Source organism: Azospirillum sp. (genome assembly GCF_050789165.1).
This window is the reverse complement of sequence record NZ_JBOZRT010000098.1, coordinates 13,587-40,181: the sequence shown is the minus strand read 5'-3', so window position 1 is coordinate 40,181 and position 26,595 is coordinate 13,587. Positions and strand designations below refer to the sequence as shown.

26 protein-coding genes and 1 pseudogene are annotated in these 26,595 nt (G+C 70.5%); 13 read left to right on the top strand and 14 right to left on the bottom strand.

Annotated elements, in window-relative coordinates; translation table 11 throughout:
- Both ACRWK7_RS22065 and ACRWK7_RS22060 read left to right on the top strand, forming a co-directional pair.
- A pseudogene (locus ACRWK7_RS22065) lies at window positions 1-579 on the top strand (beta strand repeat-containing protein); the annotation flags it as partial.
- 148 nt (window positions 580-727) lie between these two features.
- The gene (locus ACRWK7_RS22060; RefSeq protein ID WP_431858453.1) at window positions 728-2,668 is read left to right on the top strand and encodes a tetratricopeptide repeat protein; all 1,941 of its coding nucleotides are present in this window, start codon (window positions 728-730) and stop codon (window positions 2,666-2,668) included.
- 19 nt (window positions 2,669-2,687) lie between these two features.
- Here ACRWK7_RS22060 and ACRWK7_RS22055 read toward each other — a convergent pair whose 3' ends face one another.
- The 9 genes from ACRWK7_RS22055 to ACRWK7_RS22015 are packed head-to-tail and all read right to left on the bottom strand — an operon-like array spanning window position 2,688 to window position 12,890.
- Complete coding sequence (locus ACRWK7_RS22055; RefSeq protein ID WP_431858452.1) at window positions 2,688-3,455, bottom strand: cephalosporin hydroxylase family protein; 768 nt, start codon at window positions 3,453-3,455, stop codon at window positions 2,688-2,690.
- Between the two features lie 31 nt (window positions 3,456-3,486).
- The gene (locus ACRWK7_RS22050) at window positions 3,487-4,368 is read right to left on the bottom strand and encodes an NAD-dependent epimerase/dehydratase family protein (protein WP_431858451.1); all 882 of its coding nucleotides are present in this window, start codon (window positions 4,366-4,368) and stop codon (window positions 3,487-3,489) included.
- Window positions 4,365-5,606: a methyltransferase domain-containing protein gene (locus ACRWK7_RS22045; RefSeq protein ID WP_431858450.1), complete on the bottom strand. Its 1,242-nt coding sequence runs from the start codon at window positions 5,604-5,606 to the stop codon at window positions 4,365-4,367. The genes ACRWK7_RS22050 and ACRWK7_RS22045 overlap by 4 nt, the downstream gene beginning before the upstream one ends.
- Window positions 5,603-6,163 carry a dTDP-4-dehydrorhamnose 3,5-epimerase family protein gene (locus ACRWK7_RS22040; RefSeq protein ID WP_431858449.1) on the bottom strand — a complete coding sequence of 187 codons (561 nt, stop codon included), beginning with the start codon at window positions 6,161-6,163 and terminating at the stop codon, window positions 5,603-5,605. Before ACRWK7_RS22040 ends, ACRWK7_RS22045 begins: the two co-directional genes overlap by 4 nt.
- Entirely contained in the window at window positions 6,148-7,269 is a 1,122-nt protein-coding gene (gene rfbG, locus ACRWK7_RS22035) for a CDP-glucose 4,6-dehydratase (protein WP_431858448.1), read from the bottom strand. The genes ACRWK7_RS22040 and rfbG overlap by 16 nt, the downstream gene beginning before the upstream one ends.
- Window positions 7,233-8,003, bottom strand: coding sequence for a glucose-1-phosphate cytidylyltransferase (gene rfbF / locus ACRWK7_RS22030; RefSeq protein ID WP_431858447.1), 771 nt, complete (start codon window positions 8,001-8,003; stop codon window positions 7,233-7,235). The genes rfbG and rfbF overlap by 37 nt, the downstream gene beginning before the upstream one ends.
- 32 nt (window positions 8,004-8,035) lie before the next feature.
- Complete coding sequence (locus ACRWK7_RS22025; protein WP_431858446.1) at window positions 8,036-9,319, bottom strand: glycosyltransferase family 2 protein; 1,284 nt, start codon at window positions 9,317-9,319, stop codon at window positions 8,036-8,038.
- 14 nt (window positions 9,320-9,333) lie between these two features.
- Entirely contained in the window at window positions 9,334-9,915 is a 582-nt protein-coding gene (locus ACRWK7_RS22020; protein ID WP_431858445.1) for a hypothetical protein, read from the bottom strand.
- Entirely contained in the window at window positions 9,912-12,890 is a 2,979-nt protein-coding gene (locus ACRWK7_RS22015) for a tetratricopeptide repeat protein (RefSeq protein WP_431858444.1), read from the bottom strand. The genes ACRWK7_RS22020 and ACRWK7_RS22015 overlap by 4 nt, the downstream gene beginning before the upstream one ends.
- A 478-nt stretch (window positions 12,891-13,368) precedes the next feature.
- Between ACRWK7_RS22015 and ACRWK7_RS22010 the strand changes: the two genes are divergently transcribed.
- Window positions 13,369-13,770 (top strand): hypothetical protein, encoded by a 402-nt coding sequence (locus tag ACRWK7_RS22010; protein WP_431858443.1) that lies wholly within the window; start codon window positions 13,369-13,371, stop codon window positions 13,768-13,770.
- A gap of 7 nt (window positions 13,771-13,777) precedes the next feature.
- On the opposite strand, the gene ACRWK7_RS22005 is transcribed toward ACRWK7_RS22010, so the two are convergent.
- From ACRWK7_RS22005 to ACRWK7_RS21995, 3 genes are read right to left on the bottom strand one after another with little or no spacing between them, the layout of a single operon-like run.
- Window positions 13,778-14,197, bottom strand: a complete 420-nt coding sequence (locus tag ACRWK7_RS22005) for a hypothetical protein (protein WP_431858442.1) — start codon at window positions 14,195-14,197, stop codon at window positions 13,778-13,780.
- A gap of 59 nt (window positions 14,198-14,256) precedes the next feature.
- Window positions 14,257-14,697, bottom strand: a complete 441-nt coding sequence (locus ACRWK7_RS22000; protein ID WP_431858441.1) for a bacteriohemerythrin — start codon at window positions 14,695-14,697, stop codon at window positions 14,257-14,259.
- Window positions 14,698-14,724: 27 nt separating this feature from the next.
- Window positions 14,725-14,880, bottom strand: a complete 156-nt coding sequence (locus ACRWK7_RS21995) for a hypothetical protein (RefSeq protein ID WP_431858440.1) — start codon at window positions 14,878-14,880, stop codon at window positions 14,725-14,727.
- A gap of 325 nt (window positions 14,881-15,205) precedes the next feature.
- Between ACRWK7_RS21995 and ACRWK7_RS21990 the strand changes: the two genes are divergently transcribed.
- Both ACRWK7_RS21990 and ACRWK7_RS21985 read left to right on the top strand, forming a co-directional pair.
- Window positions 15,206-15,649, top strand: a complete 444-nt coding sequence (locus ACRWK7_RS21990) for a hypothetical protein (RefSeq protein ID WP_431858439.1) — start codon at window positions 15,206-15,208, stop codon at window positions 15,647-15,649.
- 154 nt (window positions 15,650-15,803) lie between these two features.
- Window positions 15,804-16,181 (top strand): hypothetical protein, encoded by a 378-nt coding sequence (locus ACRWK7_RS21985; protein WP_431858438.1) that lies wholly within the window; start codon window positions 15,804-15,806, stop codon window positions 16,179-16,181.
- Between the two features lie 135 nt (window positions 16,182-16,316).
- On the opposite strand, the gene ACRWK7_RS21980 is transcribed toward ACRWK7_RS21985, so the two are convergent.
- Complete coding sequence (locus tag ACRWK7_RS21980; RefSeq protein ID WP_431858437.1) at window positions 16,317-16,526, bottom strand: hypothetical protein; 210 nt, start codon at window positions 16,524-16,526, stop codon at window positions 16,317-16,319.
- A 149-nt stretch (window positions 16,527-16,675) separates the two neighbouring features.
- On the opposite strand from ACRWK7_RS21980, the gene ACRWK7_RS21975 reads away from it, so the two are divergent.
- On the top strand, window positions 16,676-17,635 hold the full coding sequence (locus tag ACRWK7_RS21975; RefSeq protein ID WP_431858436.1) for an FkbM family methyltransferase: 960 nt from the start codon (window positions 16,676-16,678) through the stop codon (window positions 17,633-17,635).
- Here ACRWK7_RS21975 and ACRWK7_RS21970 read toward each other — a convergent pair.
- Window positions 17,625-19,070, bottom strand: coding sequence for a cyclic nucleotide-binding domain-containing protein (locus ACRWK7_RS21970; RefSeq protein ID WP_431858435.1), 1,446 nt, complete (start codon window positions 19,068-19,070; stop codon window positions 17,625-17,627). The two genes, ACRWK7_RS21975 and ACRWK7_RS21970, sit on opposite strands and share 11 nt — an antisense overlap.
- Window positions 19,071-19,316: 246 nt before the next feature.
- On the opposite strand from ACRWK7_RS21970, the gene ACRWK7_RS21965 reads away from it, so the two are divergent.
- The 7 genes from ACRWK7_RS21965 to ACRWK7_RS21935 all read left to right on the top strand — a co-directional run bounded on the left by ACRWK7_RS21965 (window position 19,317) and on the right by ACRWK7_RS21935 (window position 26,406).
- Complete coding sequence (locus ACRWK7_RS21965; protein ID WP_431858434.1) at window positions 19,317-19,739, top strand: DUF4399 domain-containing protein; 423 nt, start codon at window positions 19,317-19,319, stop codon at window positions 19,737-19,739.
- A 15-nt stretch (window positions 19,740-19,754) separates the two neighbouring features.
- The gene (locus tag ACRWK7_RS21960; protein WP_431858433.1) at window positions 19,755-20,306 is read left to right on the top strand and encodes a DUF4399 domain-containing protein; all 552 of its coding nucleotides are present in this window, start codon (window positions 19,755-19,757) and stop codon (window positions 20,304-20,306) included.
- Window positions 20,307-20,325: 19 nt separating this feature from the next.
- Window positions 20,326-21,882 (top strand): DUF4384 domain-containing protein, encoded by a 1,557-nt coding sequence (locus tag ACRWK7_RS21955; protein ID WP_431858432.1) that lies wholly within the window; start codon window positions 20,326-20,328, stop codon window positions 21,880-21,882.
- Window positions 21,883-22,007: 125 nt separating this feature from the next.
- Window positions 22,008-22,748, top strand: coding sequence for an OmpA family protein (locus tag ACRWK7_RS21950; RefSeq protein WP_431858431.1), 741 nt, complete (start codon window positions 22,008-22,010; stop codon window positions 22,746-22,748).
- A gap of 17 nt (window positions 22,749-22,765) precedes the next feature.
- A complete protein-coding gene (locus ACRWK7_RS21945; RefSeq protein ID WP_431858430.1) occupies window positions 22,766-23,089 on the top strand; it encodes a hypothetical protein in 324 nt (107 codons plus the stop codon).
- A 222-nt stretch (window positions 23,090-23,311) separates the two neighbouring features.
- Window positions 23,312-24,469, top strand: coding sequence for a hypothetical protein (locus tag ACRWK7_RS21940; protein WP_431858429.1), 1,158 nt, complete (start codon window positions 23,312-23,314; stop codon window positions 24,467-24,469).
- A gap of 119 nt (window positions 24,470-24,588) precedes the next feature.
- Window positions 24,589-26,406, top strand: coding sequence for a CHASE2 domain-containing protein (locus ACRWK7_RS21935; RefSeq protein WP_431858428.1), 1,818 nt, complete (start codon window positions 24,589-24,591; stop codon window positions 26,404-26,406).
- Window positions 26,407-26,595: the final 189 nt, after the last annotated feature.

Here is a 26,595-nt window from a genome sequence, read left to right as displayed (position 1 = left end):
GTCGGCGGCCTGACGGCGACGCAGGTGAAGTCGCTGACCACGACGCAGCTGAACGCGCTGTCCACCGCCGACATCAACGAGTTCTCGGCGACGCAGGTCGGCCAGCTGACGACCAGTCAGGTCAGCGCGCTGAGCACCACCAACCTGTCGGCCCTGACCAGCAGTCAGGTGGCCGGGCTGACGGGTACGCAGGTTGGCAGCCTGACGACGGCGCAGCTGAACGCGCTGTCCACGGCGGACATCAACGAGTTCTCGCGGACCCAGATCGGCGGCCTGACGACCGCCCAGCTGAGCACGCTGAGCACGACCAATCTGTCGGCTTTGACCAGCAGCCAATGGGTTGGGCTGTCCACCTCGCAGATCCAGGGGCTGACGACCTCGCAGTTGAACGCGCTGACCACCGTGGACGTCAACGAGTTCACGGCCACGCAGATCTCGGCGTTGACGACCAACCAGATCTCGGGTCTGAGCACGTCGCAGCTGTCGGCCCTGGGCTCGGTGCAGGCCTATGCCTTCACCTCGGCCCAGGTTCAGGCGATGACCACCACGCAGGTGAACGCTTGGGTCACCCAGGTCTAAGCGCGTAGACTGTCCGAACGGGAAGAACCCGGTGCCATCCCCGGCACCGGGTTCTCTCGTGTGATCCCACCATTCCAGCGAGGCGCCGTTGCCGATTGACCTTTTTCTGCAAGCTGTGGGGAGGCTCGCTGAAAAGCAATTGGACGCCATGGCGGTGATCGGGGTGGCGGACAGCCTCATGCAGGGCGGACGCTCCGATCTGGCCGTGCAGATCTACCGGCTGTGGACGCAGACCAACGCGTCGGACCCGCTGGGTTGCGCCATCCACTACAACCTGGGTGTCCTGCTGCTGCAGTCCGCCGACCCGGCCGGGGCGTCGGAGGCTCTGGAGCGGTCGCTCCAGGTCAATCCCGATTTCCACCCGGCCCGCCTCAGCCTCGGGGTGGCGACCGCGGGGACCGGGGACGTCGAACGGGCGTGCCAGCACTGGATGGACGTGGCCGGCCGTCTGGACGCGGTCAACCCGACCAACCTGCGCTACAAGAAGATGGCGTGGCGCTACCTGGCCTCGTACCTTGAGGGGCTGCACCGCTATCCCGAAGCCGAAGCCGTCCTGCGGCAGAGCATCGACCTGGACCCCACGCAGACGGAGATCGTGCAGCACTGGCTCTCCATGCGTCAGGAGCAATGCATCTGGCCGGTCGCGGTGCCGCTGGAGGGCGTGAGCCGGGAGGCGCTGCTGCGCACCATGCTGCCGCTGTCGCTGGCGGCCTTCACCGACGATCCGATCCTGCATCTGGCGTCGGCCTGGAGCCACACGCAGACGGTGGCGCCGCCGACGGCGCGGCTGGCGGAGGAGCGGGGCAGGGCGGACGCGGCGCCGGAGCGCCTGAAGGTCGGCTATCTCTCGTCCGACCTGCGCGACCATGCGGTGGGGTCGCTGTTGCCGGAGGTCTTCGAACGGCACGACCGCGCCCGTGTCGAGGTGTTCGCCTACTACACCGGTCAGCCGAGCGGTTCATTGTTTTCGCTGCGGTTGAAGACGGCGATCGAACATTGGGTCGATCTCGCCGGGATGAGCGACGAGGCGGTCGCGCAGCGCATCGCGGCGGACGGCATCGACATCCTGATCGATCTGAACGGGCACACCCGCGATGCCCGCACGCCCGTGCTCGCCATGCGGCCGGCGCCGGTCATCGTCAACTGGCTGGGCTATCCCGGCACCATGGGCAGCCCGTACCACCACTACATCATCGCGGACGACTGGATCGTGCCGGCGGGCTCGGAGATCTACTATTCCGAGACGGTGCTTCGCCTGCCGTGCTACCAGCCGAACGACCGGAAGCGGGCCATCGCGCCGCCTGTCAGGACGCGGGGCGACTTCGGCCTTCCCGACGACGCCATGGTGTACTGCTGCTTCAACGCGGTGCACAAGATCACGCGCTTCACCTTCGAGCGCTGGATGGAGATCCTGCGCCGGGTACCGGACAGCGTGCTCTGGCTGTTCGAGGAGTCGGCGGCATCGAGCCAGCGGCTGCGCGCGCTGGCCGAGCAGGCGGGCGTGTCGGGCGAGCGTCTGGTCTTCGCCGGCAAGCTGCCGCACGACCAGCATCTCGCGCGCTATGCCCTAGCCGACCTGTTCCTGGACACCACTCCCTACGGCGCCCATACCACGGGCTCCGACGCGTTGTGGTCGGGCCTGCCGGTTCTCACCCTGTCCGGCCGATCCTTCGCGTCCCGAGTCTGCGGCAGTCTGGTGCGCGCGGCCGGCCTGCCGGAACTGGTCTGCACCACGCCGCAGGCGTATGTCGAGCGGGCCGTGGCGCTCGGGCAGGATCGGGACGGAATCCGCCGGCTGAAGGAGACCCTCGCGGCGCAGCGCGCGACGTGCACGCTGTTCGACATGGAGCGGCTCGTGGCGTCGCTGGAGGCGCTGTACCGGCGGATGTGGGACGATTTCGCGCAGGGGCGCCTGCCGGTTCCCGACCTCGGCAACCTCGACCTCTATCTCGCCGCCGGTCTGGAAGAGGACCCGGATCAGGTCGAGCTTCTCGCCGTCGACGGGTACCACGAGCGGTACCGCGAGCGGCTGGAGCGCCGACACCGTCTGCAGCCGGTCGCCCCGGACACGCGGCTGTGGCGGCCCTGAGGGCCGCCGACCGTCCCCGTCAGCGCACGCGTTTCAGCCAGGCGCCCGGCCAATGCGTCACGTTCTGCCGCAGGCCGCTCTCGTTGAACGGCCACGCCGGCTGCTCGATCACGAAGTCCGGACGGCGCGCGGCGAAATCGCGGGCGGCGAAGGTGGGGTTGTCGGTGGCCCATTCCGGCTTGCCGCGCGGGGTGTCGGCCACCTCCAGCATGACGCCGTCGGTCGCGACGATGTAGGACCCGACCGACACCAGATCGCAGTACGCCTCCAGCTCGGCGGCGACGTGCGCGTAGCTGTGGTTGGAGTCGAGGATCACCAGCACCGTCTCGCCCGGCGCCACCAGCGCCTTGACCTGCGCCACGATCTCCGGCGCGGTCGAACTGCCTTCCACCAGGGTGATGCGGTCGACCAGCGGGTGGGCCTCGATGGCCTTGCGGTTGTGCGGGCGGATCTCGATGTCGATGCCGACGACGCGGCCGTGTTCCATCGCCTTGCACAGGCTGGAATAGAAGATCAGCGAGCCGCCGTGCGCCACGCCGGTCTCTATGATGACGTCCGGCCTGACCTGGACGATCACTTCCTGCATGCGGATCATGTCTTCCGGCAGCTGGATCACCGGGCGCCCCATCCAGCTGAACGTGTACGGGTACTTCTGGTCCCAGCCGACGTTCACCCACTGCTGCGACAGGATCTCGAACGCCTCGCGGCTGTAGAGGTCCAGCGTGCGTTCCCCGGCGCCGGATTGCACCGCCAGCGTGCGGGAGTCGGTGTCGATAATCAACTTCATGGCGTGCTCCAATGCGGGCGTGTCGCCCTGTTTATGCCTTGTCCGTGAATCCGGCCGCCCGCGCGAGACCTTCGGCCAACGTCGTCTTCGCCGTCCAGCCGAGCGCGCGGAGCTTTTGGTTGTCGCCGGCCAGCAGCATCGGTTCGCCGGGGCGGGGCGCGGCCAGCGCCAGGATCGGCTCCGGATCGGCGCGCAGGATGCGGGCCAGCTCCCGCACGACGTCGCCGATGGCCACCGGCCGGCCGCTGCTGATGTTGAAGGCGCCGTCGGCAGCGCACCGGGAGAGCTGCAACAGCGCGGTTGCGGCGTCGTCCACGTACAGGAAGTCGCGCTGCGCCTGGGCGTTGACCGGGAACGGCGGCTGCCGGCCGGTCAGCGCCGCCACCAGCGACGGCACCAGCCGCCGTGCGTCCTCGCCCGGCCCGTAGGGCAGGAAGATCCGCGCCCAGGCCAGGGGTACGCCGTGTTGCGCGCACGCCTGCTGCGCCATCCGCCGGCAGGCGTCCTTGGCCTGTCCGTAGACGATCGCCGGCTCGATCGGGGTCTCGTCCTCGCGGCAGAGGGTGCCGTCCCAGCGGTACTCGGCGCAGGTGCCGGCCATCGTGACGTGCCGGCCGCCGGCGCGGCAGAAGGCGTCGGCGAGGTGCGCGCCGGCGTTCGCCCAGTCGGTGTTGACCGGCGCCGTCCAGAACGCGCCGTGCTCCACGTACCACGCGAGGTGGATGAGGTGGGTGGCGGCGGCCGTCGTCACCAGCTCGTCCAGGCGGCCGGTGTCCAGCAGGTCGGCCGGCAGGAAGTCGCCCTCCGGCGGCCGGGTGCGCCCGGCGGCGACGAAGGGGATGCCGGCCTCGTGCAGCCGGCGGGCGACGTAACGGCCCAGGTAGCCGCGGGCTCCGGTCAGCAGCACCTTCATGGGGCGCCGGCCGCCGTGATGGTCAGGCGCGGCACCGCGGTCACGAAGCGGCCGCCCCAGCCGCCGACATAGGCCAGCTGCTCCGCGATCTCGGCGCGCAGGTTCCATGGCAGGATCACCACCAGATCCGGGCGGTCGGCCTGCAGATGCGCCTCCTCGACGATCGGGATGCGGCTGCCGGGCATGAACTTGCCCTGCTTGCCGGGGCTCTTGTCGACCACGTAGGGGAGCAGGTCGGGACGCACGCCGGCGAAGTTCAGCAGCGTGTTGCCCTTGGCCGCCGCGCCGTAGGCACCGACCTTCAAGCCCTGCCGGTGCGCGTCGATCAGGAAGCTCACCAGATCGTTCTTCACGCGCTCGGCCTCGGCCTGGAACGCCGCGTAGCGCGCCGGGTCGCGCAGGCCTCCGGCGACCTCGGCCTCCAGCGTCGCCACCACCGCCGGGGAGCGCGGGTGCGGGCCCGTGTCGGCGCGTTGCGCGAACACCCGCAGGCTGCCGCCGTGGGTCGGCAGCTCCTGCACGTCGAAGACGGCGAGCCCGTTGCGGGGGAAGATCCGTTCGACCGCGGTCAGCGACAGGTACGAGTAGTGCTCGTGGTAGACGGTGTCGAACTGCGCCTCGCGCATCTGCGTCAGCAGCCACGGGAACTCGAACGTCGCCACCCCGTGCGGCGCCAGCAGGCGCGCGAAGCCGGCGACGAAGTCGTTGATGTCCGGCACGTGGGCCAGCACGTTGTTGGCGGCCATCAGGTCGGCGGTCCAGCCCCGGGCGGCCAGCGTGCCGGCCAGCCCGACCCCGAAGAATTCCTCGACGATCTCGATGCCCTTGTCGCGCGCGGCGCGGGCGGTGCTGGCCGTGGGCTCGACGCCCAGGCAGGGGATGCCGGCCTGCCGCACGAACTGCAGCAGGTAGCCGTCGTTGGCCGCCACCTCCACCACGCGGCTGCCGGCGCCCAGCCCGAAGCGCGCCACCATCTGGTCCACGTAGCCCCGCGCGTGCGCCAGCCAGGACGAGGACATCGACGAGAAGTAGGCGTAGTCCTTGGAGAACAGCTCTTCCCGTCCGGCGTGGTCCTCGGTCTGCACCAGCCAGCAGTCGGTGCAGACCAGGACGCGCAGCGGGTACCACGTCTCGGGCGCCTGCAACGCCGCCGCGTCCAGGTAGGCGTTCGACGGCGGGGCGCTGCCCAGGTCGAGGAAGGGGAGGCGGCATTCCGCGCCGCAGTGCCGGCACTTCACAGCGGAACTCCTTGGAAGTCGGGCGTGAGCAGGGGGTGGGCGCGGTCCCGCTCGGACATTTCGCCCGGCGGCAGCGGCCAGGGCAGCGCCAGCCGCGGGTCGAGCGGGTTGAGCCCGCCCTCCGCCTCGCGGGCGTAGGCGGCGGAGTGCAGGTACAGCATCTCCACGTCGTCGGTCAGCGCCTGGAAGCCGTGGGCGAAGCCCTCCGGGATCAGGAACGCCAGATCGTTGTCGCCCGACAGTTCCACCGCGTGCCAGTGCAGGAAGGTCGGCGAGCCGGCCCGCACATCGACCGCCACGTCCCACACCGTGCCGCGCAGGCACATCACCAGCTTCTTCTCGGCGTGCGGGGGGCGCTGGAAATGCAGACCGCGCATAGTGCCGCGCGCGGCGGTGCGGGTCTGGTTGATCTGGGCGATCGGCTTGTCCCAGCCGACGGCGTCCAGCTCCTCGGCGCAGAACAGGCGGCAGAGATGGCCGCGCGCGTCGCCCAGGCGGGTGCGCCGGACGGTCCTGAGGCCGGCCAGCGGCGTGTCGAGCGTCACGAAGCGCTGCATGCGGCCTCCCGTCCGGCGGTGAACTGTGCGAAATCCGCGTCGCAGAGGGAGCGGGCATCCTGGCCGCGCGCCAGATCGCGGTACCAGCGGACGGTGCGCGACACCGCCTCCTCCATGCGCCACAGCGGCGCCATGCCCAGCACCGCGCGCGCGCGGCCGTTGTCGAGCGTCAGGAGTTGCGCCTCGTGCGGCCCGCCCGGCTCGACGTGGTACGCGGTCTCGTGTTCGGCGAAGCCGTAGGCGCGCTTGGCGATCTCGAGCACCTGCGCGACGGTGGCCATGTCGCCGGCGTCCGGGCCGAAGTTGTAGGCGCCCGCCCGCTCCGGCGCGTCCCACAGCGTCTCCGCCAGCGCGAGGTACCCGGCGAGCGGTTCCAGCACGTGCTGCCACGGGCGCACCGCCTGCGGGTTGCGGATGACGACGGCCTTGCCGGTGCTCCAGGCGCGCATCGCGTCGGGGATCAGCCGGTCGGCCGCCCAGTCGCCGCCGCCGATCACGTTGCCGGCGCGCGCCGTGGCCACCGCCGCACCGCGGGCGCGCAGGAACGCGTCGCGGTAGCTGGCGACGGCGATCTCGCACGCCGCCTTGCTGGCGCTGTACGGGTCGTGCCCGCCGAGCGGGTCGTCCTCGGTAAAGGGCCGGCCGGTCTCGGGGTTGCGGTAGACCTTGTCGGTGGTGACCACGACGACGGAGCGCACGTCCGGTTCGCCGCGCAGCGCCTCCAGCATGTGCACCGTGCCCATGACGTTGGTCTCGTAGGTCGCCACCGGGTCGGCGTAGCTGGCCCGCACCAGCGGCTGCGCCGCAAGGTGCAGGACGATTTCCGGCCGCGCCTTGCGCACGGCCCGCGCCACCTCGGCCGGGCGCCGGATGTCGGCGAACGCGCTGTCCACCAGGGCCGGCAGGGCCAGCAGGTCGAAGAGGCTGGGGTCGGTCTCCGGCGGCAGCGCCAGTCCGCTCACCTCCGCGCCCAGGCGCCTCAGCCACAGCGCCAGCCACGCCCCCTTGAAGCCGGTGTGGCCGGTCAGCAGGACCCGCTTGCCGCGCCAGAACCGCGGGTCCGGCCCCATCACCAGATCCTCCAGGGCGCCTGGCCCGACTGCCACAGCTCCTCCAGCTGGTTCTTCTCGCGCAGGGTGTCCATCGGCTGCCAGAAACCCGTGTGGTGCCACGCCTCCAACTGGCCGTCGCGGGCGAGTTCAGTGAGCGGCTCGGCCTCCCACAGGGTCGCGTCGCCGGCGATGTAGTCGATGCAGCGCGGCGACAGCACGAAGAAGCCGCCGTTGATCCAGCCGCCATCGCCCTTCGGCTTCTCGGCGAAGCCGGTCACCTGCGTGTCGCGCAGTTCCAGCGCGCCGTAGCGGCCCGGTGGCTGCACCGCGGTGATGGTGGCCAGCCTGCCGTGGCGCCGGTGGAAGGCGATCTGCCGGGTGATGTCGACATCGGCCACGCCGTCGCCGTAGGTGAAGCAGAACGCCTCCTCGCCGCGCAGGTGCTCGGCCACGCGCTTCAGGCGGCCGCCGGTCATGGTGGTCTCGCCGGTGTTGATGAGCGTCACCTTCCACGGCTCGGCGTGCCGCTCGTGCACCTGCATCTCGTTCTTCGTCATGTCGAACGTCACGTCCGACATGTGCAGGAAGTAGTTCGCGAAATACTCCTTGATCAGGTAGCCCTTGTAGCCGCAGCAGATGATGAAGTCATTGATGCCGTGCGCCGAGTAGACCTTCATGATGTGCCAGAGGATCGGCTTGCCGCCGATGTCGATCATCGGCTTCGGCTTGAGGACCGATTCCTCGGAAATGCGGGTGCCCAGGCCGCCGGCGAGGATGACTGCTTTCATGATGCGTCCCGCTGTCAGGAGGTTCGGCGCCGTTACGAGATTTGTCCGTAAGGGGCGCACAGCATGTCGAACGACGGTGACGGTTGCGCCAGCAGCTCTTCGGCGACGGGGTCGGCGTACCGCACGCCGAGGCGCCCTTCGTCCGCGGCCAGCACGGCGGCGGCGCCGGTCAGGCGGATCTGGGCGAACAGGTCGTCGAGCGCCAGCACCCGCGCGTTCGGGCCCAGAGAGGCCGCGTCCTCGCGACGCTTGCACAGCACGGGCGCGGAAGACGGGGCGGCTGCCGGTTCGAACCGCACCTTCGGCAGCGTGTTCCGCACCGCCGCCACGACGGCATCCACCGCGGGGCAGGCGAGGGTGGCGACAACCTCCTCCTCGCCGTCGTGCAGGATGCGGACGACACGGTCGATGATGAAGTCGTGCGTGAACCGCGCCTCGCTGTGCACCAGCAGTTCCTGGCTGACGTCGCCCACCGCCATGAAGCGGCGCAGGCTCAGCCACATCAGGTACGGATGGCCGCTGTTGAAGGCCATGCGCGTGCCCTGGAAGTAAATCATCTGCAGCAGCTTTTCGCGTGTCCTGGCGGTAATGTCCGGCGACCGCAGCGCGGCGCAGCCGGAGATGGCCAGTTCGATGTCGGCGTTGGCCATGTCGATGAACCACGCCTCGGCCATGCGCGAGGTCAGGCTGTCGTTGCTCGTCAGGTGCTGGAAGAACGGCTTGTTCACGACCACCACGTCGCCATGGGCGAGCAGGGTGAAATACAACGGAATCAGCATGCCGGTGCGGTCGAGGTACGCGCCATGCCGTTCGAAGGTTTCGCGGCGCAGGATCGGGTGCCCGTCGCACAGGGAGAGGTTCTCGACGAGCACGGCCTGCGCGCCGCGCGGCACCACCGTGGCCACGGCGTCGTCGTAGTGCATGGTCAGTTCCGGCTGCACCGCACGCAGGCTCAGATACTGGCCGACCACCGCCACCACGGTGGGGGAACCGTCCATCACGCTGACCGCCACCTTCAGCGCACCCTCAAAGACGAGGTCGTCGTCGTTGAGGATGTAGATGTACTTCCGCGTGGCGCGGCGCAGCAGCGAGTCCATGTTGCGCGCGAAGCCGACGTTCTGCGAGCGGCGCACATAGATGCAATGAGGGAACGCGCCCGCCATGTCCGCCATCACGTCCGCGGTGTCATCCTCCGACGCGTTGTCGCCGACGATGAGTTCAAAGCTGGTGTCGGCGAACGTCGCCAGATGCTCCAGGCACTGGCGCAGGCGGGATGCACGGTTGTAGGTGGGAATGCAGATGCTGATGTCGAACATGGGCCGTCCTGGGGTCATGCAACGCCGGTCGGCGTGTCTTTACGCGCGACGAGCGTGATGTGATATTCGGCGATGACGTTGTTGAGCTCGCGAGCGCGCTGGTTGAGCTCGTTGATGTCGAGTTTTCCCTGGCTGTACAGTTCGTAATACACGGGGTCCAGGATCGTGTTCAGATCGGCGATGACGAAGTCCACGCCGATGTAGTGCGCCAGCGGCGTGGCGGCGGAGATGCCCCCGGCCACCCAGGCGTCGTTCTTCTGCCGGTCGAACAGCGTCAGCATCTGCGGCGTGATCGGCCGCACGTGGGTGGGGTCGCCCAGAAAGTTGTCGTGCCGCGGGTGCGGCACGTGCACCGTGACCTGTGCGCCATGCGCGCACACCCGGTACAACTCGCGCATGATCGCCAGGAACGTGTCGGTGTCGCGCCCCATGTGTTCCAGCGAGTGGATGAACGCCACGTGGGTGACCGACCCGGTCTCCCACGGCCATGGCGTCTTCTCCAGGTCGGTCACCAGATCGGTGGTGGCGGTCGGGTACTTGTCGACGTTGAGATACCCGTCGATCACCTTGTTGCCGGCGCCGAGGTTCAGCTTCATTGGGCCCACCTGAAATTCCAGTTGTTCTTGAAGACCGGTGTGCCGCCGATCGATGATCGCAAGTACAGGAATTTCTGCGGGCAGATGTCCAGCTGCTCGACCAGATTGGCGTAGCAGCTGTCGATGCCGACGAACACCGACGCACCCTCCAGGACGCCCAGCCAATCGAACGGGTTGGACGTCAGGTTGGTGATGCGCACCACCGCGTACTGCTCCGTCATGTCCGAGGGCAGGGTGATGTTGAGGCGGAAATTCGACCCCTCCTCGTGCACCACCACGTACGGGCGGTCGAGGCCCAGCCGGTCGATCAGAGCAGCCTCCCGCGCGCGGTCGCGCGTGATGCGCAACTGCCATTTCTTCGAGAACGGCACGTTGGAGATGGCGTACTTGTATTCGTCGAACTTGAGGGATTGGGCCAGATTCGGCTGCACGATGGGCAGCCCCCCCCTGATATACGAATACAGGCAATAGGTCGGCTCGCAACCGGCGCTGGCCAGCAATTCGATGGGGCGGCCGACGAAATACCGGAACATGGTGTGGTCGTCCGCGTCGATGTCCACCGGAAGGAACGAGACCTCCGGGAAGGCGCTCTGCACGAACGGGAGGAAGCGGCTGTCCACTGGCCAGAACACCTCGGCGCCGGCATCCACGTAATGCTGGGCGATCGGCGCGGCGATGACGATGTCGCCGATGCCGCGCGTCTGGATCAGGCCGACCTTCGATCCGCTGGTGCGGCGCAGCGGGGCGGGCGCGGCGGGGGCGTCCGGCACCACATGGCCGCCGTCGCCGTCGATGGTGATGTGCTCCGGCGGCAGGCCGGACTGCCAGCGTTCCCACATCGCGCGGTACGCGGCGTCCATGGTCCGGGTGTAGCGGGCGATGTCGAACAGCGGGCTGGTGCGGACGCGGTCGCGGATCCTCTCCCGCACGGCCGCGAGCGCCGCCGGGTCGGTGGCGAGCCGCAGCGCCAGCGCCTCGTACTCCGCCAGCGAGTGGGTGATCAGCTCCGGCACGCCGAGCGCGGTCAGCGCGCTGCCGGCGACGCGGCTGGCGAAGCTGTCGCCGGCGCAGGTCACCACCGGCAGCCCGGCCCACAGCGCGTCGCTGGCGGTGGTGTGCGCGTTGTAGGGCAGGCAGTCGAGGAACAGGTCCGCGCAGGCGTGCCGCGCCAGATGGTCCTCCTGCCGCGCCAGCCCGCTGGCGAACACCAGCCGGTCGGGATCGACGCCGCGCGCCTCCGCCTCCCGCCGCAGGTTGTGGACGACCTCGTCGTTGGCCTGCTTCAGCCACAGCGCGCTGCCCGGCACCGCGCGCAGCAGGCGCATCCAGATGTCGAAGACCGGGGCGTTGATCTTGTACGTGTTGTTGAACGACGCGAAGACGAATCCGGTCTCCGGCAGGCCGAAGGCCGAGCGCGCGAACTGGCCCGGCGTGATGGCGCGCGTCGAGTTCGGCTGGTAGCTGGGCAGGAAGACGAGCTTCTCGGCGTAGCAGGCTTCGGCGCCCGGCGGGGTCAGGAACCGGTCGGTGAACATGTAGTCGATGTACGGCACCCCCATGGTGCCGGCGAAGCCCAGATAGTTCACCTGGATCGGCGCCGGCCGCATCGCCAGGATCCGCGTCCGCGCGCCCTGGGTGTAGCCGTTCAGGTCGACCAGGATGTCCACCTCGTCCTGCCGGATCCGCTCGGCGACCTGCAGATCGGTGAGGGACGAGACCTCGACGAAATGGTCGAACAGGCCGGCCAGCCGCTTGCGGAAGGCGCTGCCGTCGTCCGCCGAAAGGGAATAGCCGAAGACCTCGAAGCGCGACCGGTCGTGCCGTTCGATGATGTCCTGCAACAGGAACGACACCGCGTGCGGCCGGAAGTCCGACGACAGGTAGCCGATGCGGATCCGCCCGCCGCGGCGCGGTGCGCGGGGCGGAAAGGGCGCGATGCCGCCCCGCTGCCCTTCGCCCCACAGGCGCGCGCACAGCAGCTGGTCGGCCGGGGTGGACGGCTGCATGAACATCGACCAGGGCGACACACCGTGCTGGTTCCGCCGCACGATGTCGAGCATCCGCTGCTCCCGCTCCGCCAGGCCGGTCCACATGCACACCCTCTTGGCGTGCGTGACGAACTGGTAGAGCGCCTGCGGCATCTCGGGATTCAGGTCGAGCGCCCGGCGCCACAGCGTGATGGGCGTGCCGCCCTCGCCCAGCTCGTCGAGGATGGTCGCCAGATTGCCGAGCGCGACGGGGGCGGCGGGGCTGACCACCGCCGCTTGCTTGCAGGCCTCTGCTGCCTTGTCGAAGCGCTTCTGCGCGTAGAAGGCGTGCGCCAGCGTCAGGTGCGCCTCGGTGAGCGTGGGGTTGGCGCGGGCGGCATGGCGGCAGGCGGCCACCGCCGAGTCCAGTTCGCACCGCTCGATGAAGTTCATGCCGACGGCGGTCAGCGCCTCCGCGTAGGCCGGGTTCAGGCACGCGGCGATCCGGAAGGCCTCGATCGCCCGCGCGCCGGCTCCCGTCGTCTGCAGGTTGCTGGCGAGCATGAAGAAGGCGACGGGCGATTCCTCGCCGAGTCGGATCGCGCGTCGCAGCGCCTTGACCGCCGCGGCCGGCTCCTGCGCCGCGGTCAGCGTCATGCCCATGTGCGTGCTGATCGGCGCCGCGACGGGGTTGATCGCCAGGGAGTGGCGGGCGGCCGCGACGCTTTCCGCCAACCGCCCGGTCCCCGTGAAGATCCGGGCCAGCGTGGAGAAATACTCGTCCGTGCGGTTGATCGACAGCGCCTCGCGGACGGCGGCGATTCCCTCGTCCCCGCGGCCGGTCTGGAAGCAGGCGACGCCAAGGAGATGCAGGATGTCGGCGTCGCCGGGGTGGAACCGCAAGGCGTTGCGGTATTCCTCGACGGCTTCGTGCAACAGCCCGGAGCGGTGGTGCGCCTTTCCCTTCTCGGCGTGCTCGGCAAAGCTGTTGAGCTCTCGGCTATCCATACGGACCATCTTCCTTTTGGAGTCGCCGTCAGCGTGGCACGGCGATGGTAAACGGATGTTTATTATGTCGCGGCGCAGTGACCTCGCCGTCGCCTCGGTGCTCCGTAATATTTCAGTGCGCCGGGGCCTAAACTATTTGCCGTATGCCGCAGGATAGCCCAGACGCCCGCGCCCCGGAAGGCACCTTCGCCGCCGCGGCGGGCGCCGTTCCGGCCTGCGGCTGAAACGCCCAATTGGAGATCCACGCCAGTTCGCGATTGGCCGGCCCCACGCGGAAATGGTATTGTTCCCAAGGCTTTCGAATGAGGGTGGTTGTGACGAGCGGGTGTGCACAACCGACCCAGGGCGGGGCAGGAAATGGCTTTTTGGAAGCGGGGAGGCCTGCGTGAGCAAGCGGCAGCGCGACGGCGGCGCGCGTGGGGACGCCTCCGGCCATGCCGGCGGTGATGCGATGGACCTGAGGGACTTTGAGGCTACGATGGACCCATTCCGCATCGCCGTCGCTGGATGGGGCCTGTTCATCCAGATTCGGACGCCGCTGACGAACAACGACCGCCACGCCTTCATCGAGCTGCTCAAGTCATCGCTGGAGCGGGTGCAGGGGATGGAGCATCGGGCACTTCTCCTCGACTTGCGGGAGATCGACGTCGCCAGCGATCCGGAGGAGCGGATCAACGCCTACACGGGCATGGCGCGGTTGCTGGGCGCCCAGCGATTCGCGGTGGTCGTGTCGTCGCGCGCCAGCGCGGCGCGCCTCGACGCGGTGCTGGACAGCGCGGGGATGCGGGACAGCGGCCGTGTCCTGATCGCCGGCGTCGGCGACAGGCACGCCCTTCTTCCCGCGCTGGAATGGGTGGATCCGCCCGTCACCCCGGGGTGAGGCCGCTTCAATCCTCGTGGCAGAGGCCCTTGAACATGGCGACGGCGCGCGTCGGCGGCTTGCCGGCGGTCGGCGCCGAGGCCTTGGGATAGGCGTACAGAACGGCGCGGCCCGGACCGGGCTCGTACTTCACCCAGGCCAGCATCACCGTGCCGTCGAGTTTGTAGTCCGCGAAGCAGGCCAGCGCCGGCAGCGCCGCCGCCTGGTCGCAGGGGCGGCCGTCCAGTTCCTGCACGCGCCGCTTGTCGTCGGTGCGCAGCGACAGCGTGCGCGACACCACGTTGCGCCCGAAGATGTAGTCGTTGCCGAGACATTCCAGCGACGCCGCACCCGCCGGCAGGGCCGGCTGCGCGACGAGCAGGGCGCCGGCGGCGGCCAGCCACCGCACCAGGTCGACGCACTCTCCGACGGGTTGCCTTACGGCCATGGGGTCCTCGGGGCGAAGGCCCGGGCCGCCGCAGCGCCCGGTCGGAGGCAACCGTGCGCCTATTCCGCCGCGCAGGCCAGCGGATTCGGGCAGCCGTCGTGGATCCAATCGAACAGCGCGCGGTCCTCGCCGCGGATGTGGTCGAGGATCCAGGCGCGCAGGAAACTGGCCAGCGCGGCCATGCGGGCGTGCTCGGCGTCGTCCGGTGCGTCGGCGTACAGGGCCTCGACGGCGGCCCTGAACTCGGCATGCCGGGCGCGGTGGCGCGCGGTGTCGGGGTAGGCGTGGCTGATCATCCACGCCTCCTCGCGGTCCATGTGGAAGACGGCGTAGGCCTGCAGCGAGCGCACGATGCCGTCGCGGGTCGGGCGCGACACGCCCTGCCGGGTGGCGCGGACCACGTCGTTGTACAGCGTCACGAGCAGCGCGTGCTCGTCGTCGACCTCGGGGACGCCGACCTCGAGGTCGGGGGTCCAGGCGATGGGATGGAAGGTCGGCATGGCCTGCGCCTCCACAGCGCGGCGCGGTCAGGGTGCGGCGCGTGCCGCGTCGAGTTGGCGGCGCACCGCGTTCAGCGTGTCGCGGTGGCGGGCGATGTCCTCGCGCACGGCGCCCCGGTAGCCGAAGAGGCGGATGTCGCCCAGCGTCCGCGCCGCGTCGTCCAGCGTGGCGATGATGTGCATAGCCCGATCCGCGTCCATGGCCCGGTCCCCCGATGGCTGTTCCCTCGTCGTGCCATGAGCAACAAGCGTGCCGCGCCTGCGGACCGGGGGAATTCAAGGACTTCCCGGGCAGTGGGAGGAGCGTGTCGCTGTCATGCTCCCGTATTCAGGAGCGGTTGCTTCAAATGTGAGACAAAACCCGGATGCGCCGGTTCAGGCTGGCAGGCGAAGTGCGGCGGGTTGTGGCCCGGCTCACATCCGCCCCGGCCCGTCCCCGCTAGTCTCCTGTCATCGACAACACGCCGGACGCGACAGAGCGCCGGCCCCCTCACAGGAGACCGACCCCATGATCCGCACCTCGCTCCTCGCCGGCTTCGCCACCCTGGCCCTGCTGTCGGCCCCCGCCATGGCGCAGAACGTCGCCAACGTCTCGAACACGGCGGCCGGCATCGGCAACGTCGCCGAGCAGAGCGCGACGGTGATGCAGAGGGGCAAGGGCCTGTTCGCCGGTCCGAACACGGCGAACGTCTCGAACACCGCGGCGGGCATCGGCAACTTCGCCGGCCAGAGCGCGCTGGTGATGCAGCGCTCCAAGGGCCCGTTCTCCGGCGGCTCGACCGCCACGGTCGGCAACACCGCCGCCGGCATCGGCAACACCGCGCTCCAGGGCGCCACGGTGATGCAGCGCTCCAAGGGCCTGTTCGGGCCCTCCAACGCCGCCAACGTCCAGAACCTCTCCGCCGGCATCGGCAACTTCGCCGGCCAGGGCGCCCTCGTCCGCCAGCGCTGATCGCCCTCTCGCGTTCCACACCGCGTCCTCCCTGAAACTCACGCTCCGGCCGGGCCTCCCGGCCGGAGTTCTTCTTTTCGGCCCCCGGACAAATGTCGCCGCCGGTGTGGCCCAGCCCACAGCCGTATCCCCGGGGCGGCGGTAAGGTGGCGGCATGACGCGCACCGCCGAAGGAGACGAGACCATGCGCCGCATCGCCCTGGTGACTGCTTTCACCGCTTCCCTCTTCGCCGCCGCCCCCGGCTTCGCCTTCGAGGTGCAGTCGGGCGGCGTGCCGCTCTCCGCCGAACACGTGGCCCTGCTGGCCAGCCGCATGGCCGGCCTGGGCGGCCCCGCGCAGCAGCAGCAGGGTGCTCCGGCCGCCGGCCGACAGATGCCGCCCTGGATGGCCGGCCGCGAGGCTGCGGCCGCCGAACCGGCCGGCGGCAAGCAGGCCATGATGGGCTTCATGCTCGGCGGCGGCCGGGCCGAGGCCAAGCCGTCCGCCGGCAAGGATCTGTTCGGCTCCAAGGGCTTCGCCGCGCGTCGCTGAGTTCCACCTTCGTCTCCCGGAAACTCGGGCCGCCGTTTGGCGGCCCGCTTTTTTTGTCTGTGGCATGGGCGCAACGGAAAAGGGCTCCCGCGTGCGGGAGCCCTGGCCAAGCCTTCCGGAAGACGAGAAGCAGTCTCACGCAGCGCACAGCCGCGGGGAGATCCAGGCGAAGCGGGTGCCGCTGTTGGCGATGTCGGCGTTGAACCCCTCGGCCACCCGGTCGTCGCCGCCCGAGGCCAGGCAGAGCGTCACGTTGATGGCGGCGAGGATGGCGCGGTCGATGTGCTCGGGGCCGGCGTCGTAGCGCTTGATGGCCTTCAGGGCGCGGGTGACGGAGGTTGCCATGACATCGCTCCGGGGTTCGTGGAGTGGATGCCCCATCATGTGCAAGGCGCGGGCCGGCGACTGTCGCCGGCTTCACACTCCCAGGCGATTTCCGTGGCCGTGCGGGTTGGGGTAAGCTGCGGCACGTCTCCCTGCCCACGGATCCCGCCATGACGGTCCTGCCCCCGTTCACCGCCCTCGTCGAGCTGGCGCCGCGCCTGCGCGTCGTGGACATCGGGGCCAACCCGATCAACGAGGTGCCGCCCTACATGCCGCTGCTGCGGGCCGGACTGGCGGAGGTCGTCGGCTTCGAGCCGAACCCGGAGGCGCTGGCCGAGCTCAACGCCAAGAAGGGCCCGAACGAGCGTTACCTGCCCTTCGCGGTCGGCGACGGCGGGCGGCACGTGTTGCGCGTCTGCGCCGCCTCGGGCATGACCTCGCTGCTGCCGCCCGACGCGGAGCTGCTGGGCTATTTCCACGGCTTCCCGCACTGGGGCCGGGTGCTGAGCGAGGTCGCGGTGGACACGGTGCGCCTGGACGACCTGGAGGAGGTCGGCGCCATCGACTACCTGAAGATCGACATCCAGGGCGGCGAGCTGATGGTGTTCGAGAACGCCACCGAGACGCTGCGCGGCTGCCTCGCCATCCACACCGAGGTGGAGTTCCTGCCGCTCTACGCCGGCCAGCCGCTGTTCGCCGAGGTCGACCAGTTCATGCGCCGCCACGGCTTCGTGCTGCACACCCTGCTGCCGCTGGAGAAGCGCACCGTCGCCCCGCTGTCCGGCGGCGAGGGACCCGACCTGGGGCCGGCGTTCAAGACCACCCACGCCGAGGCGGTGCGGCTGCTGGAGAACGCCTTCGGCGGCAACCCGCACGCCGGCCTGAACCAGGTGCTGTGGACCGACGCCGTGTTCGTGCGCGACTTCACCCGGCTGGCGCTGCTGGACACCGAACAGCTGGCGAAGTACGCGCTGCTGCTGCACGACGTCTACCGGTCCTACGATCTGGCGCTGCGCGCGCTCATGGAGCTCGACGCGCGCACCGGTACCCTGTACGCCACCGCCTACGCCGCCAACATCGCCATGTTCTCCGGCGGGGCCTACCGCGTTCCCGGCCTGATCACAGCTTGAAGAAGCCGCGCAGCCGCGCCAGCAGGTCGTGCGGCGCCGCCGCGGCCGGTTCCAGCCCCACGGCGCCCTCCGCCTGCCGCCGCTGCGTGTTGCGCGACTGGCGCTGGGCCATCAGTTCGGCCAGCTGCGTGGCCAGTTCCGGCCGGCGGCGCAGCACCGGGTCGAGGTGGTCCTTGTCCAGTTCGTAGACCACCGCGTCGGTGTTGGCGACCACCGAGGCGCTGCGCGGCTGACCGGTCAGCAGCGACATCTCGCCGAACACGTCGCCCGGACGCATGCGGTCGAGCAGGCTGGCGCGCCCCTCCTGCTGGCCGTCGCTCTGCATGCGCACGTCCAGAACCCCCTCCGCCACGATGAACAGCGAGCGGCCGTCCTCCCCCTGGCGCACCGCCACCGTGCCGGCCGACAGTTCGAGGCGGCGCAGGGCCTGGGCCAGCTCCTCGATCTCCTCGTCGCGGAACGCGGAGAACAGCTCCAGCTGCCGCATCAGGCTGCGGCGCAACGCGCCGGGCACCCGCACGCGCGGCTGCGGCCGTCGGGCGCGGACGTCCTGCTTGGGGTGCGCCAGCTCGATCCCGGCACGGGCGAGGTGCTGGAGGATGGTGCTCGCCACCGCGTCGCGGCAGGCCGCCAGCCGGCCATAGTCCGCCACCCAGAAGCGCGCCTGGTAGACCACGCCGTTGGCGCCGATGGACTCCACCACCACGTCGGGCCGCGGCTCGGCCAGAACGCCGTCGGCGCACACCAGGGCGGAGAGCAGGATCCGCTTGGCCCGCGCCACCGGCACCTCCTCGTCCAGCGTGATCGGCACCGCGGCGCGGAAACCGGTCCCCGGCCGGCTGAAGTTGACGAAGCGGCTGCCGGCGGCGACGCCGTTGGGGACGATGACCGCGGTCCCCTCGGTGGTGATCAGCCGGGTGGCGCGCCAGTTGATCTCGTCCACCTGGCCGGCCACGCCGGGCGCCAGCTCGATCCAGTCGCCGATGCGGTAGGGCCGCTCGATGTTGAGCGCGATGCCGGAGAAGATGTCGGCGATCATGTTGCGCAGCGCGAAGCCCAGCACCGCGATCAGCACGCCGGAGGTCGCCAGCAGCCCCGTCACCGGCTGGTCCAGCACCGAGCCGAGGATGGCGAAGAGCGCGGCGCCATAGATCAGCGCGCGCAGCAGGTCGGCCAGCAGGCGCGGGATCGCCCGCGGCCGCCCGGCGCGCGTCGGCCGGTCCACCACCACGTCGAGGATGCGCGACCCGAGCCACGCCGCGGCCAGCCACGCCGCGACGCCGACCGCCAGCGTTGCGCCGTCCGCCGCGCCGCCGCCGAGCAGCGCCGCGACCCAGCCGTGCAGCCACGCCCGGTGCATGGCCGCGGCGGTCAGCGCCACGACGACGACGGCCGGCGGCAGCAGGTGGCGCGACGGTGACGGCGGTGGGGGCACGGCGGTCCTGCTCCGGTGCGTCCTTCGACGATGGCATGCGCACCGGCACGGTCAACGCCGCAGACGGGGGGCGCGCTGCCGCCGAATCGGAGGGCGGTTCCAGCCATATGGGACAGGCTGCGCCACTGAAAAGGTATCTGAGCGGCCTTGTCGGATTACCCACGAATACTATGGAGCCTGTACGCCCAGCCGAAGACTAGGATGGACGTCATCGGTCCCATCACCGGTCATTATTGGGGGTGAGTCATGACCCGGATCGCCGTTCTCCTGCTCGGAACCGTCCTGCTGATGCCCGCCGCGGCGCTGGCCGACCGCGAGAAGGCACCGGACGGCGCGCGCGCCTACATCATCTGGCCGCACGACGGCGCGGTGATTCCGGGCGGCAAGTTCTGGGTCCGCATGGGCCTGCAGAACATGGGCCTGACCCCCGCCGGCATCCGCAAGCCCGACGCCGGCCACCACCACCTGCTGATCGACACCGAGCTGAAGGATCTCAACGAGCCGATCCCCAACAACAAGCAGAACCTGCACTTCGGTTCCGGCCAGACCGAAGCGCGGCTCGAGCTGCCGCCGGGCCGGCACACCATCCAGATGGTGCTGGGCGACACCGACCACGTGCCGCACGACCCACCGGTGGTGTCGCAGAAGATCACCGTCATCGTCCCCTAAGGGAGGGAGGTCACCATGACTCCGTGGACGACCGCGTTGCTCGGCGCCGGGATGGCGCTGGCCTGCGTGACCGCACCGCTCACCGACGCCTCGGCGCAGATCGACGTGCCGCTCAACCCGACCATGGGCGCCGACCCGCAGAGCGTCACGCCCGAGAAGCCGCCGGCGCCCGATAAGGCGAAGCGCACGCCGGGACGGAAGGACGCCTACCTCTACATCGGCTGGCCGAACAACGGCGAGACGGTGAAGTCGCCGTTCAAGGTGTGGTTCGGCATGCGCAACTTCGGCGTGGCGCCGGCCGGTGTCACCAAGGAGGGGACCGGCCACCATCACCTGCTGATCGACAGCGACCTCACCACCTTCGACGAGCCGATCCCCAACGACAAGAAGCACATGCACTTCGGCAAGGGCCAGACCGAGACGGTGCTGGAGCTGCCGCCGGGCCGGCACACGCTGCAGCTGGTGCTGGGCGACGCCGACCACGTGCCGCACAACCCGCCGATCATGTCCAAGAAGATCACCATCACCGTCCGTGGTGGCGAGGCGCCGCAGGTGTCGCAACGCTGAGCAAGGGGGGAAAGGGGGGATGATGGTTTTGCGCAAACGGGGTCCGGTCCTGGGTCTGATTCTTCTTCTCGCCGGGTGCTTCACGTCGGGCGAGAAGGCGTCGGTGGTGCAGCAGCCGAAGACGCCGGCCGTGCGCACCATCAGCAGCTTCAGCGAGGCGCTGCGCTGCATGGACCAGCTGATGTGGACCCACGGCAAGCGCGACATCTACATCACCTCCAACGGCCTGCCCGACGCCACCGGGCGGGTGGCCGGCGGCACCAAGGAGATGCTGATCACCGCGGTCTCGCGCATGTCGGAATCCTCGAACGCCTTCCGCTTCGTGGATTTCGAGCCGGCGCTGGACGACGTCAACGCGCTGTACTGGATGATCGGCGTGCAGCCGAACTTCCGGGCTCCCTCCTACTACATCCGCGGAGCGATCACCCAGCTCGACGACAACGTGGTCAGCGAGGCGGCGGGGGCGGGGCTCTCGCTGCCCTTCGCCGACCTCGGCATCTCGGCCGACCAGGTGGTCTCCATGGTGTCGGTCGACCTCAACATCGGCGAGCTGGTGACCCGCCAGATCATCCCGGGCATGTCGGCCAGCAACACGCTGGCCGTCGTCTCCTCCGGCAAGGGCGCCGACGCCGGGGCGGTGATCGGCAAGGCCGGGCTGTCCTTCAACGTGGCGTTCAACAAGTCGGAAGGGCTGCATCAGGCGGTGCGTACTCTTGTGGAACTCAGCACCATCGAGGTGCTGGGCAAGCTGACCCGCACCCCCTATTGGCAATGCCTGGGCATCGACCAGACCAACCCGTCCTACATGGCGGAGGCGCGCAACTGGTTCGACAGCATGGAGCCGACGCAGCGCGTCAGCTTCGTGCAGCGCGTGCTGTCGTCGGACGGCTATTTCGACGGAACCGTCAACGGCCAGCTCGACGAGCGCACGCGCGACGCGGTGTCGCGCTGGCAGGCGGACCACGACCTGATCGCCACGGGGCGCATCGACTTCGACACCTACCAGCGCATGATGGCCAGGGGCTCCGGCCAGAAGGCGTCGCCCGGCCGCATCCAGTCCGTCAGCAACGCCGGCGGCGAGGGGCTGCCGCGTCCGGCGCCGACGCCGGCCGGCGCGGGGCCGGACCTCGTGCTCAGCTCCGACCGCGGGCCGACGCCGCGGTACCGGGCCGGCGAGGCGCTGGTGGTGCGGGTGCAGCCGACCTCGGACGGCTTCGTGTACTGCTACTACAAGGACGCCAGCGGCACGGTGGCGCGCATCTACCCCAACCGCTTCCAGCCCGACGCCTTCGTCGAGGCCAACCGGCAGGTGGAGATCCCGCCGGGCGTGCAGAAGCCCTTCAACCTGCGCATGGACCGGCCGGGCGCGGACGAGGCGGTCGCCTGCGTGGTGTCGCGCGACGAAATCGGCGTGCGCATCCCCGACCAGTACAAGCGCGAGGACCTGCAGCCGATCCCGGGTGCCGCGCTGTCCGACGTGATCAACGCCTTCAGTTCCGCCAAGGGCGGCGAGGGCACGCGCACCCGGCAGCTGAACGTCAAGGTGCTGCCCGGCACCGTGGCGCAGGGGGGATGACGGGGTAAGGAGGTTCAGGTCGCCGACAAAGCGCCGGCCTTTGTGGCTCGGCTCACAGAACGGCGGGGGCGGCGGTGCCAGGATCGCGGGCAACCGACGCTCCCGTCCAGCCCATGGAGGCTTCCATGCCGAAGCATGTTTTGTCCCTCGCCCTTCCGCTCGCCGCGGTGCTGCTCGCCGGCCCGGCGCTCGCCCAGACCGTGGAGGGGGCCGGCTCCTCCAAGGTGATGATGTTCGACCGGCCGCCGAGCGTCGATGAGCTGCGCCAGGTGGTGAACCCCGACGCCAAGGTCCGCACCCGCAGCATCGAGATCATCGGCGGGGCCGCCAACAGCGCCGCGCAGCGCCCGCGCCCGACCGATTCCGTGAACTACGCCCCGCCGCCGGCCCCAGCGCCCGAGGCGAGCCGCCCGACCCCGGCCGCCGCGCCCGCTCCCGCTCCCAAGGCTCATCGCCCGGCGCACTCCGCCCCGCAGGTCGCCGCCACGCCCGCCGCCGCCCCGGCCGCAGCCGCGCCCGAACCGGCGGAGCAGCCGCAGGCCTTCGGCTTCCGCATCAACTTCGCCTTCAACTCGGCCGAGATCCCGGCGGAGTCCCGCTCCTACATCGACGCCGTCGGCGGCCTGATGAAGGAGGATCCGTCGCTGAAGCTCGTGGTCGAGGGCCACACCGACGCCGTCGGCACCCTCGCCTACAACCAGACGCTCTCGCAGCGCCGGGCGATCTCGGTGGGTGAGTACCTGGTGCGCGTGCACGGCGTCGATCCGCAGCGCATCGCGGTGGACGGCAAGGGCCCCTCCGAGCCGATCACCGCCGACCCCTACGACGGCCGCAACCGTCGCGTCGAGTTCAAGCCGGCGCACTGAGCGGGGAGGGGAACGCCATGAGACGCTGGATCCTCGCCGCCGCCGTGCTGGGCCTGCTGGCGGCCGGCGAGGCCGGCGCCACGGTGGACAAGCGCAAGGACGGCAAAGCCACCGGACCGACCAGCGGCGGCCAGGCGGTCGCCGCCTCGGGCAAGAAGGTGCGGGTGCAGTGCTGGCAGGACGGCCGCAAGATCATCGACGAGACCGAACTGGCGGTCACCTCGCTGAGCATCGCCAACCAGGTGAACGGGGTCCGGCTGCGCCGGCTGGGCGGCGCGGACGGGCCGGTCACGCTGCTCACCCAGTCGCGCACCACCTGCCTGCTGGCGCCGCATGAGTGAGAACGCTTCCGCACCGGGCCCCCACCCAACCCTCCCCCGCTGCGCGGGGGAGGGCTCGCTCTCTTTCCCTCCCCCGTGCGCAGCATGGGGGAGGGTCAGGGTGGGGGGCCAATGCGAACACGCCCCAGGTGTTGTCCGCCTCACAGCACCCACATTGTTCGCAGCTTAAACTCGAGGGCACCGACGGCCGCCGGCCGTCCCCAACGCCATGAGGTGCCGACCATGCCGACATATCGCCGCCGACCGGCCGTCCGGTCCGCCCACGCGCCGCCGCAGGACGCCGTCCTGATCCGCCTGCTCTCCGCCACCGCCGCCGCCGCCGTGGCGCTGGGCTGCGCCGCCGCCGCCCGCGCCGAGGCGGTGGTGGTCGCCTCCACGGCCCCCGCCTACACGCTCGGGCAGGTGGTGCCCGACGGCAGCGCCGTGCAGGTGCCGGACGGCGCCAGCGCCGTCTTCCTGTTCTCCAGCGGCCGCACCGTCCGTGTCCGCGGCCCCTACGAGGGCGACATCGACAAGGCGCCGGAGCGCGACGCGCGCGCCGGGTCCAGCGTCAAGGCCAACGACCGCTTCGTGCAGAGCGACCTCGGCGCCGCCCGCGCGCTGGGCAACCCGCTGGACAAGGCGGTGGAGCGCGCCTTCACCATCGACCCGGCGGTGTCCGGCACCTACTGCGTCAAGGCCGGCAGCCCGCCGGCGCTGCGCCGGCCCACCCAGGCGAACCCCCAGCCCATCGTGCTGCAGGACGTCGGCCGCGGCGTCAGCGCCAACGTGACCTGGGCCGGCGCCGCCGTCCCCTGGCCGCGCGAGCTGGCGCTGTCCGACGGCACCGAGATCCGCGTCAGCGGAACCGACGGCGCGCCGCGCACGCTGCGCTTCCGGCAGGTCGACGCCGCGCCGGGTGGCAGCGCCGCTCTGGCGGTGCGCATGGCGGCGGCCGGCTGCACCAATCAGGCCGGTCTCGTGCTGTCGTCGCTGCGCGACGCCACGGTGCCGCTCGACCTCTACCTGTCCGCCGATCGGAGCAGCGTCCGGGCGGGAGAGGACGTCCGGCTGCTGCTGCAGACCAACCGGGACGCGCACGTCTATTGCTGGCTGCGCAACGCCCGCGCCCAGCTGATCCCGGTCTTCCCGTCCGGCTCGGCCAGCGCCGTGGTGGAGGGCAGCGCGCCGCGCACCCTGCCGCTGCGGGCCGCCGATGCGCCCGGCGACGCCGAGGTGCGCTGCGTCGCCTCCAGCCGCAACCTGGACGCCGAGCTGCCGGGCCGCGGCGAGGCGTTCCGGCCGCTGGACGACACCACGGTGGCGGCGCTCGACCGCGCGCTGTCGCGGCTGCGCGACGCCGACCTGGCGTCGTCGCAGGTCATTGTCCGCATCCGCTGAGGGGGAGGCGAGCGCCACGCATGGACGGCGGACCCGCAGCCCACCCAAGGCCGGCCGCGCCACCCGTTCCGGACGAGGCTCCGGACCCGCGGGGGCGCGGCCGGGCCGGGACGTGGCTGGTGGCGGCCATCATCCTCGGCACGGCGGCGCTGTCGCTGGCGATGACGCGGCTGGTGCCGCCGCTGCGCTCGGCCGACGAGACCTTCGGCGACCTGCTGATCGCCCACGCCAGCCCGCCCGAACCGCAGCACCCCGGCGTCGCCCTGGTGGTGCTGGGCGAGGACAGCTTCGCCACGCTGGCCTGCCGCTCCCCGGTCGACCGCGGATTCCTGGCCGGTCTGGTCGAGCAGCTCGCCGCGGCGCGGGTGCGCGCCATCGGCATCGACATCCTGTTCGACCAGCCGACCTTTCCCGCGCTGGACGAGCGCCTGCACACCGCGCTGCGCGATTCCCCGGTGCCGGTGGTGGCGATCACCGCGCTGAACCACACGCCGCTGACCGATCAGCAGCGCGCCTTCCTGGACTCCTTCACCGGCGAGCTGCGCCGCGGCCACGCCAACCTCGCCAAGGACCCGCTGGACGCCACCGTGCGCTGGCACGTCCCCTACGGCCCCGACGGCACGCCCAGCCTGCCGGCGCAGCTGGCGCGGATCGCCGGCGGCACGGTGCCGGACGAGCCGTTCCGCATCGACTGGCACGGCCGCCCCAACCCGTCCACGCCGCCCTTCCCGGTCTATTCGGCCGAGGCGGTGCCGGTGCTGCCCAAGGACTGGCTGGCGGGGAAGGTGGTGCTGATCGGCACCGCGCTGGCCGGCATCGACCAGCACCGCACGCCGCTGTCGCTGGCCAGCTCCTCCACGCCCGGCGTCGAGATCGAGGCGCACATCCTCGCCCAGATGCTCGACGGCCGGGTCAGCCCGCGCCTGTCGCTCGGCAGCGAGGCCGCGCTGGTGGCGGCGATGAGCGCGGCCGGCGTCGGCCTCGCCATGGCCGGCTGGCCGCTGTGGCTGCTGGCCGGGGCGAGCGTGCTGATCCTCGCCGGCGCCTGGGCCGGCGGCACGGCGCTGTTCGCCGCGGGCGGGCCGCTGGTGCCGCTGATGGCGCCGTCGGTGGCGTGGCTGGTCGGCATCGCGGCGATGACGGCGCACCAATCCCTGCGCGAGCGCGCCGACCGGCGGGTGCTGATGCAGCTGTTCGCCAACCACGTCTCGCAGCCGGTGGCCGAGGAGATCTGGCGCGAGCGCGCCACCTTCATGGCCGGCAACCGCCCGCGCCCGCAGCAGCTGACGGCGACGGTGCTGTTCTCCGACATCGAGGGCTTCACCACCATCTGCGAGGCATTGGAGCCGGAGCCGCTGATCCGCTGGCTGGAGGGCTATCTGGACGCCATGGTGCGGATCGTCACCGCGCACGACGGCGTGGTGCTGCGCTTCGTCGGCGACGCGGTGCTGGCGGTGTTCGGCGCGCCCGTAGCCCGCACCACCCAGGCGCAGATCGACGCCGACGCCGAGCGCGCCGTGCAGTGCGCCCTGCAGATGGGCCGCGAGCTGGTGACGCTGAACGGGCAATGGCAGGCGGAGGGGCTGCCGGCGGTGGGCATCCGCGTCGGCCTGCACACCGGCCCGGTGGTCGCCGGCAGCCTGGGCGGGCTGCGCCACACCGAGTACTCGCTGCTCGGCGATACCGCCAACACGGCGGCGCGGCTGGAGGCGCACGGCAAGACGGTGGACGCCCGCTCGTCCCGTCACTGCAAGATCATCATCGGCGACCCGACGTATCAGGCGGTGCGCGACCGCGTGGCGGTGCTGCCGGTCGGTGAGGTGGCGCTGAAGGGCAAGACCAAGACCGTGCGCATCTGGCTGGTCGTCGATGACGCGGAACCGGCTTATTCTTCATCCGAACGTTGCGGCGACCCGGCTGAAAAGAAAAAGGGTTAATCCCTCGGAAGGTGCGTGGCCGCTGTTATAGGGGTTAGACTGAAGGAACGGCTTGGCACATCCAGCGCATACCGATACGTTTCTTGCGTCCAGCCGCCGCTCCACAGCTCTTTTCGATTCATCGGTTGCCTTTTCCGTAAAGCCGATCAATCGGCGCTGGGAACGGCCCGGCGGGTCTCCTTGCGCACG

Coding starts and splice junctions, on each gene's coding strand:
- ACRWK7_RS22060 (WP_431858453.1), top strand. CDS start 728: ATGGCGGTGATCGGGGTGGCGGACAGCCTCATGCAGGGCGGACGCTCC.
- ACRWK7_RS22055 (WP_431858452.1), bottom strand. CDS start 3,455: ATGAAGTTGATTATCGACACCGACTCCCGCACGCTGGCGGTGCAATCC.
- ACRWK7_RS22050 (WP_431858451.1), bottom strand. CDS start 4,368: ATGAAGGTGCTGCTGACCGGAGCCCGCGGCTACCTGGGCCGTTACGTC.
- ACRWK7_RS22040 (WP_431858449.1), bottom strand. CDS start 6,163: ATGCAGCGCTTCGTGACGCTCGACACGCCGCTGGCCGGCCTCAGGACC.
- rfbF (WP_431858447.1), bottom strand. CDS start 8,003: ATGAAAGCAGTCATCCTCGCCGGCGGCCTGGGCACCCGCATTTCCGAG.
- ACRWK7_RS22025 (WP_431858446.1), bottom strand. CDS start 9,319: ATGTTCGACATCAGCATCTGCATTCCCACCTACAACCGTGCATCCCGC.
- ACRWK7_RS22020 (WP_431858445.1), bottom strand. CDS start 9,915: ATGAAGCTGAACCTCGGCGCCGGCAACAAGGTGATCGACGGGTATCTC.
- ACRWK7_RS22015 (WP_431858444.1), bottom strand. CDS start 12,890: ATGGATAGCCGAGAGCTCAACAGCTTTGCCGAGCACGCCGAGAAGGGA.
- ACRWK7_RS22010 (WP_431858443.1), top strand. CDS start 13,369: ATGGACCCATTCCGCATCGCCGTCGCTGGATGGGGCCTGTTCATCCAG.
- ACRWK7_RS22005 (WP_431858442.1), bottom strand. CDS start 14,197: ATGGCCGTAAGGCAACCCGTCGGAGAGTGCGTCGACCTGGTGCGGTGG.
- ACRWK7_RS22000 (WP_431858441.1), bottom strand. CDS start 14,697: ATGCCGACCTTCCATCCCATCGCCTGGACCCCCGACCTCGAGGTCGGC.
- ACRWK7_RS21995 (WP_431858440.1), bottom strand. CDS start 14,880: ATGCACATCATCGCCACGCTGGACGACGCGGCGCGGACGCTGGGCGAC.
- ACRWK7_RS21990 (WP_431858439.1), top strand. CDS start 15,206: ATGATCCGCACCTCGCTCCTCGCCGGCTTCGCCACCCTGGCCCTGCTG.
- ACRWK7_RS21985 (WP_431858438.1), top strand. CDS start 15,804: ATGACGCGCACCGCCGAAGGAGACGAGACCATGCGCCGCATCGCCCTG.
- ACRWK7_RS21980 (WP_431858437.1), bottom strand. CDS start 16,526: ATGGCAACCTCCGTCACCCGCGCCCTGAAGGCCATCAAGCGCTACGAC.
- ACRWK7_RS21975 (WP_431858436.1), top strand. CDS start 16,676: ATGACGGTCCTGCCCCCGTTCACCGCCCTCGTCGAGCTGGCGCCGCGC.
- ACRWK7_RS21965 (WP_431858434.1), top strand. CDS start 19,317: ATGACCCGGATCGCCGTTCTCCTGCTCGGAACCGTCCTGCTGATGCCC.
- ACRWK7_RS21960 (WP_431858433.1), top strand. CDS start 19,755: ATGACTCCGTGGACGACCGCGTTGCTCGGCGCCGGGATGGCGCTGGCC.
- ACRWK7_RS21955 (WP_431858432.1), top strand. CDS start 20,326: ATGATGGTTTTGCGCAAACGGGGTCCGGTCCTGGGTCTGATTCTTCTT.
- ACRWK7_RS21950 (WP_431858431.1), top strand. CDS start 22,008: ATGCCGAAGCATGTTTTGTCCCTCGCCCTTCCGCTCGCCGCGGTGCTG.
- ACRWK7_RS21945 (WP_431858430.1), top strand. CDS start 22,766: ATGAGACGCTGGATCCTCGCCGCCGCCGTGCTGGGCCTGCTGGCGGCC.
- ACRWK7_RS21940 (WP_431858429.1), top strand. CDS start 23,312: ATGCCGACATATCGCCGCCGACCGGCCGTCCGGTCCGCCCACGCGCCG.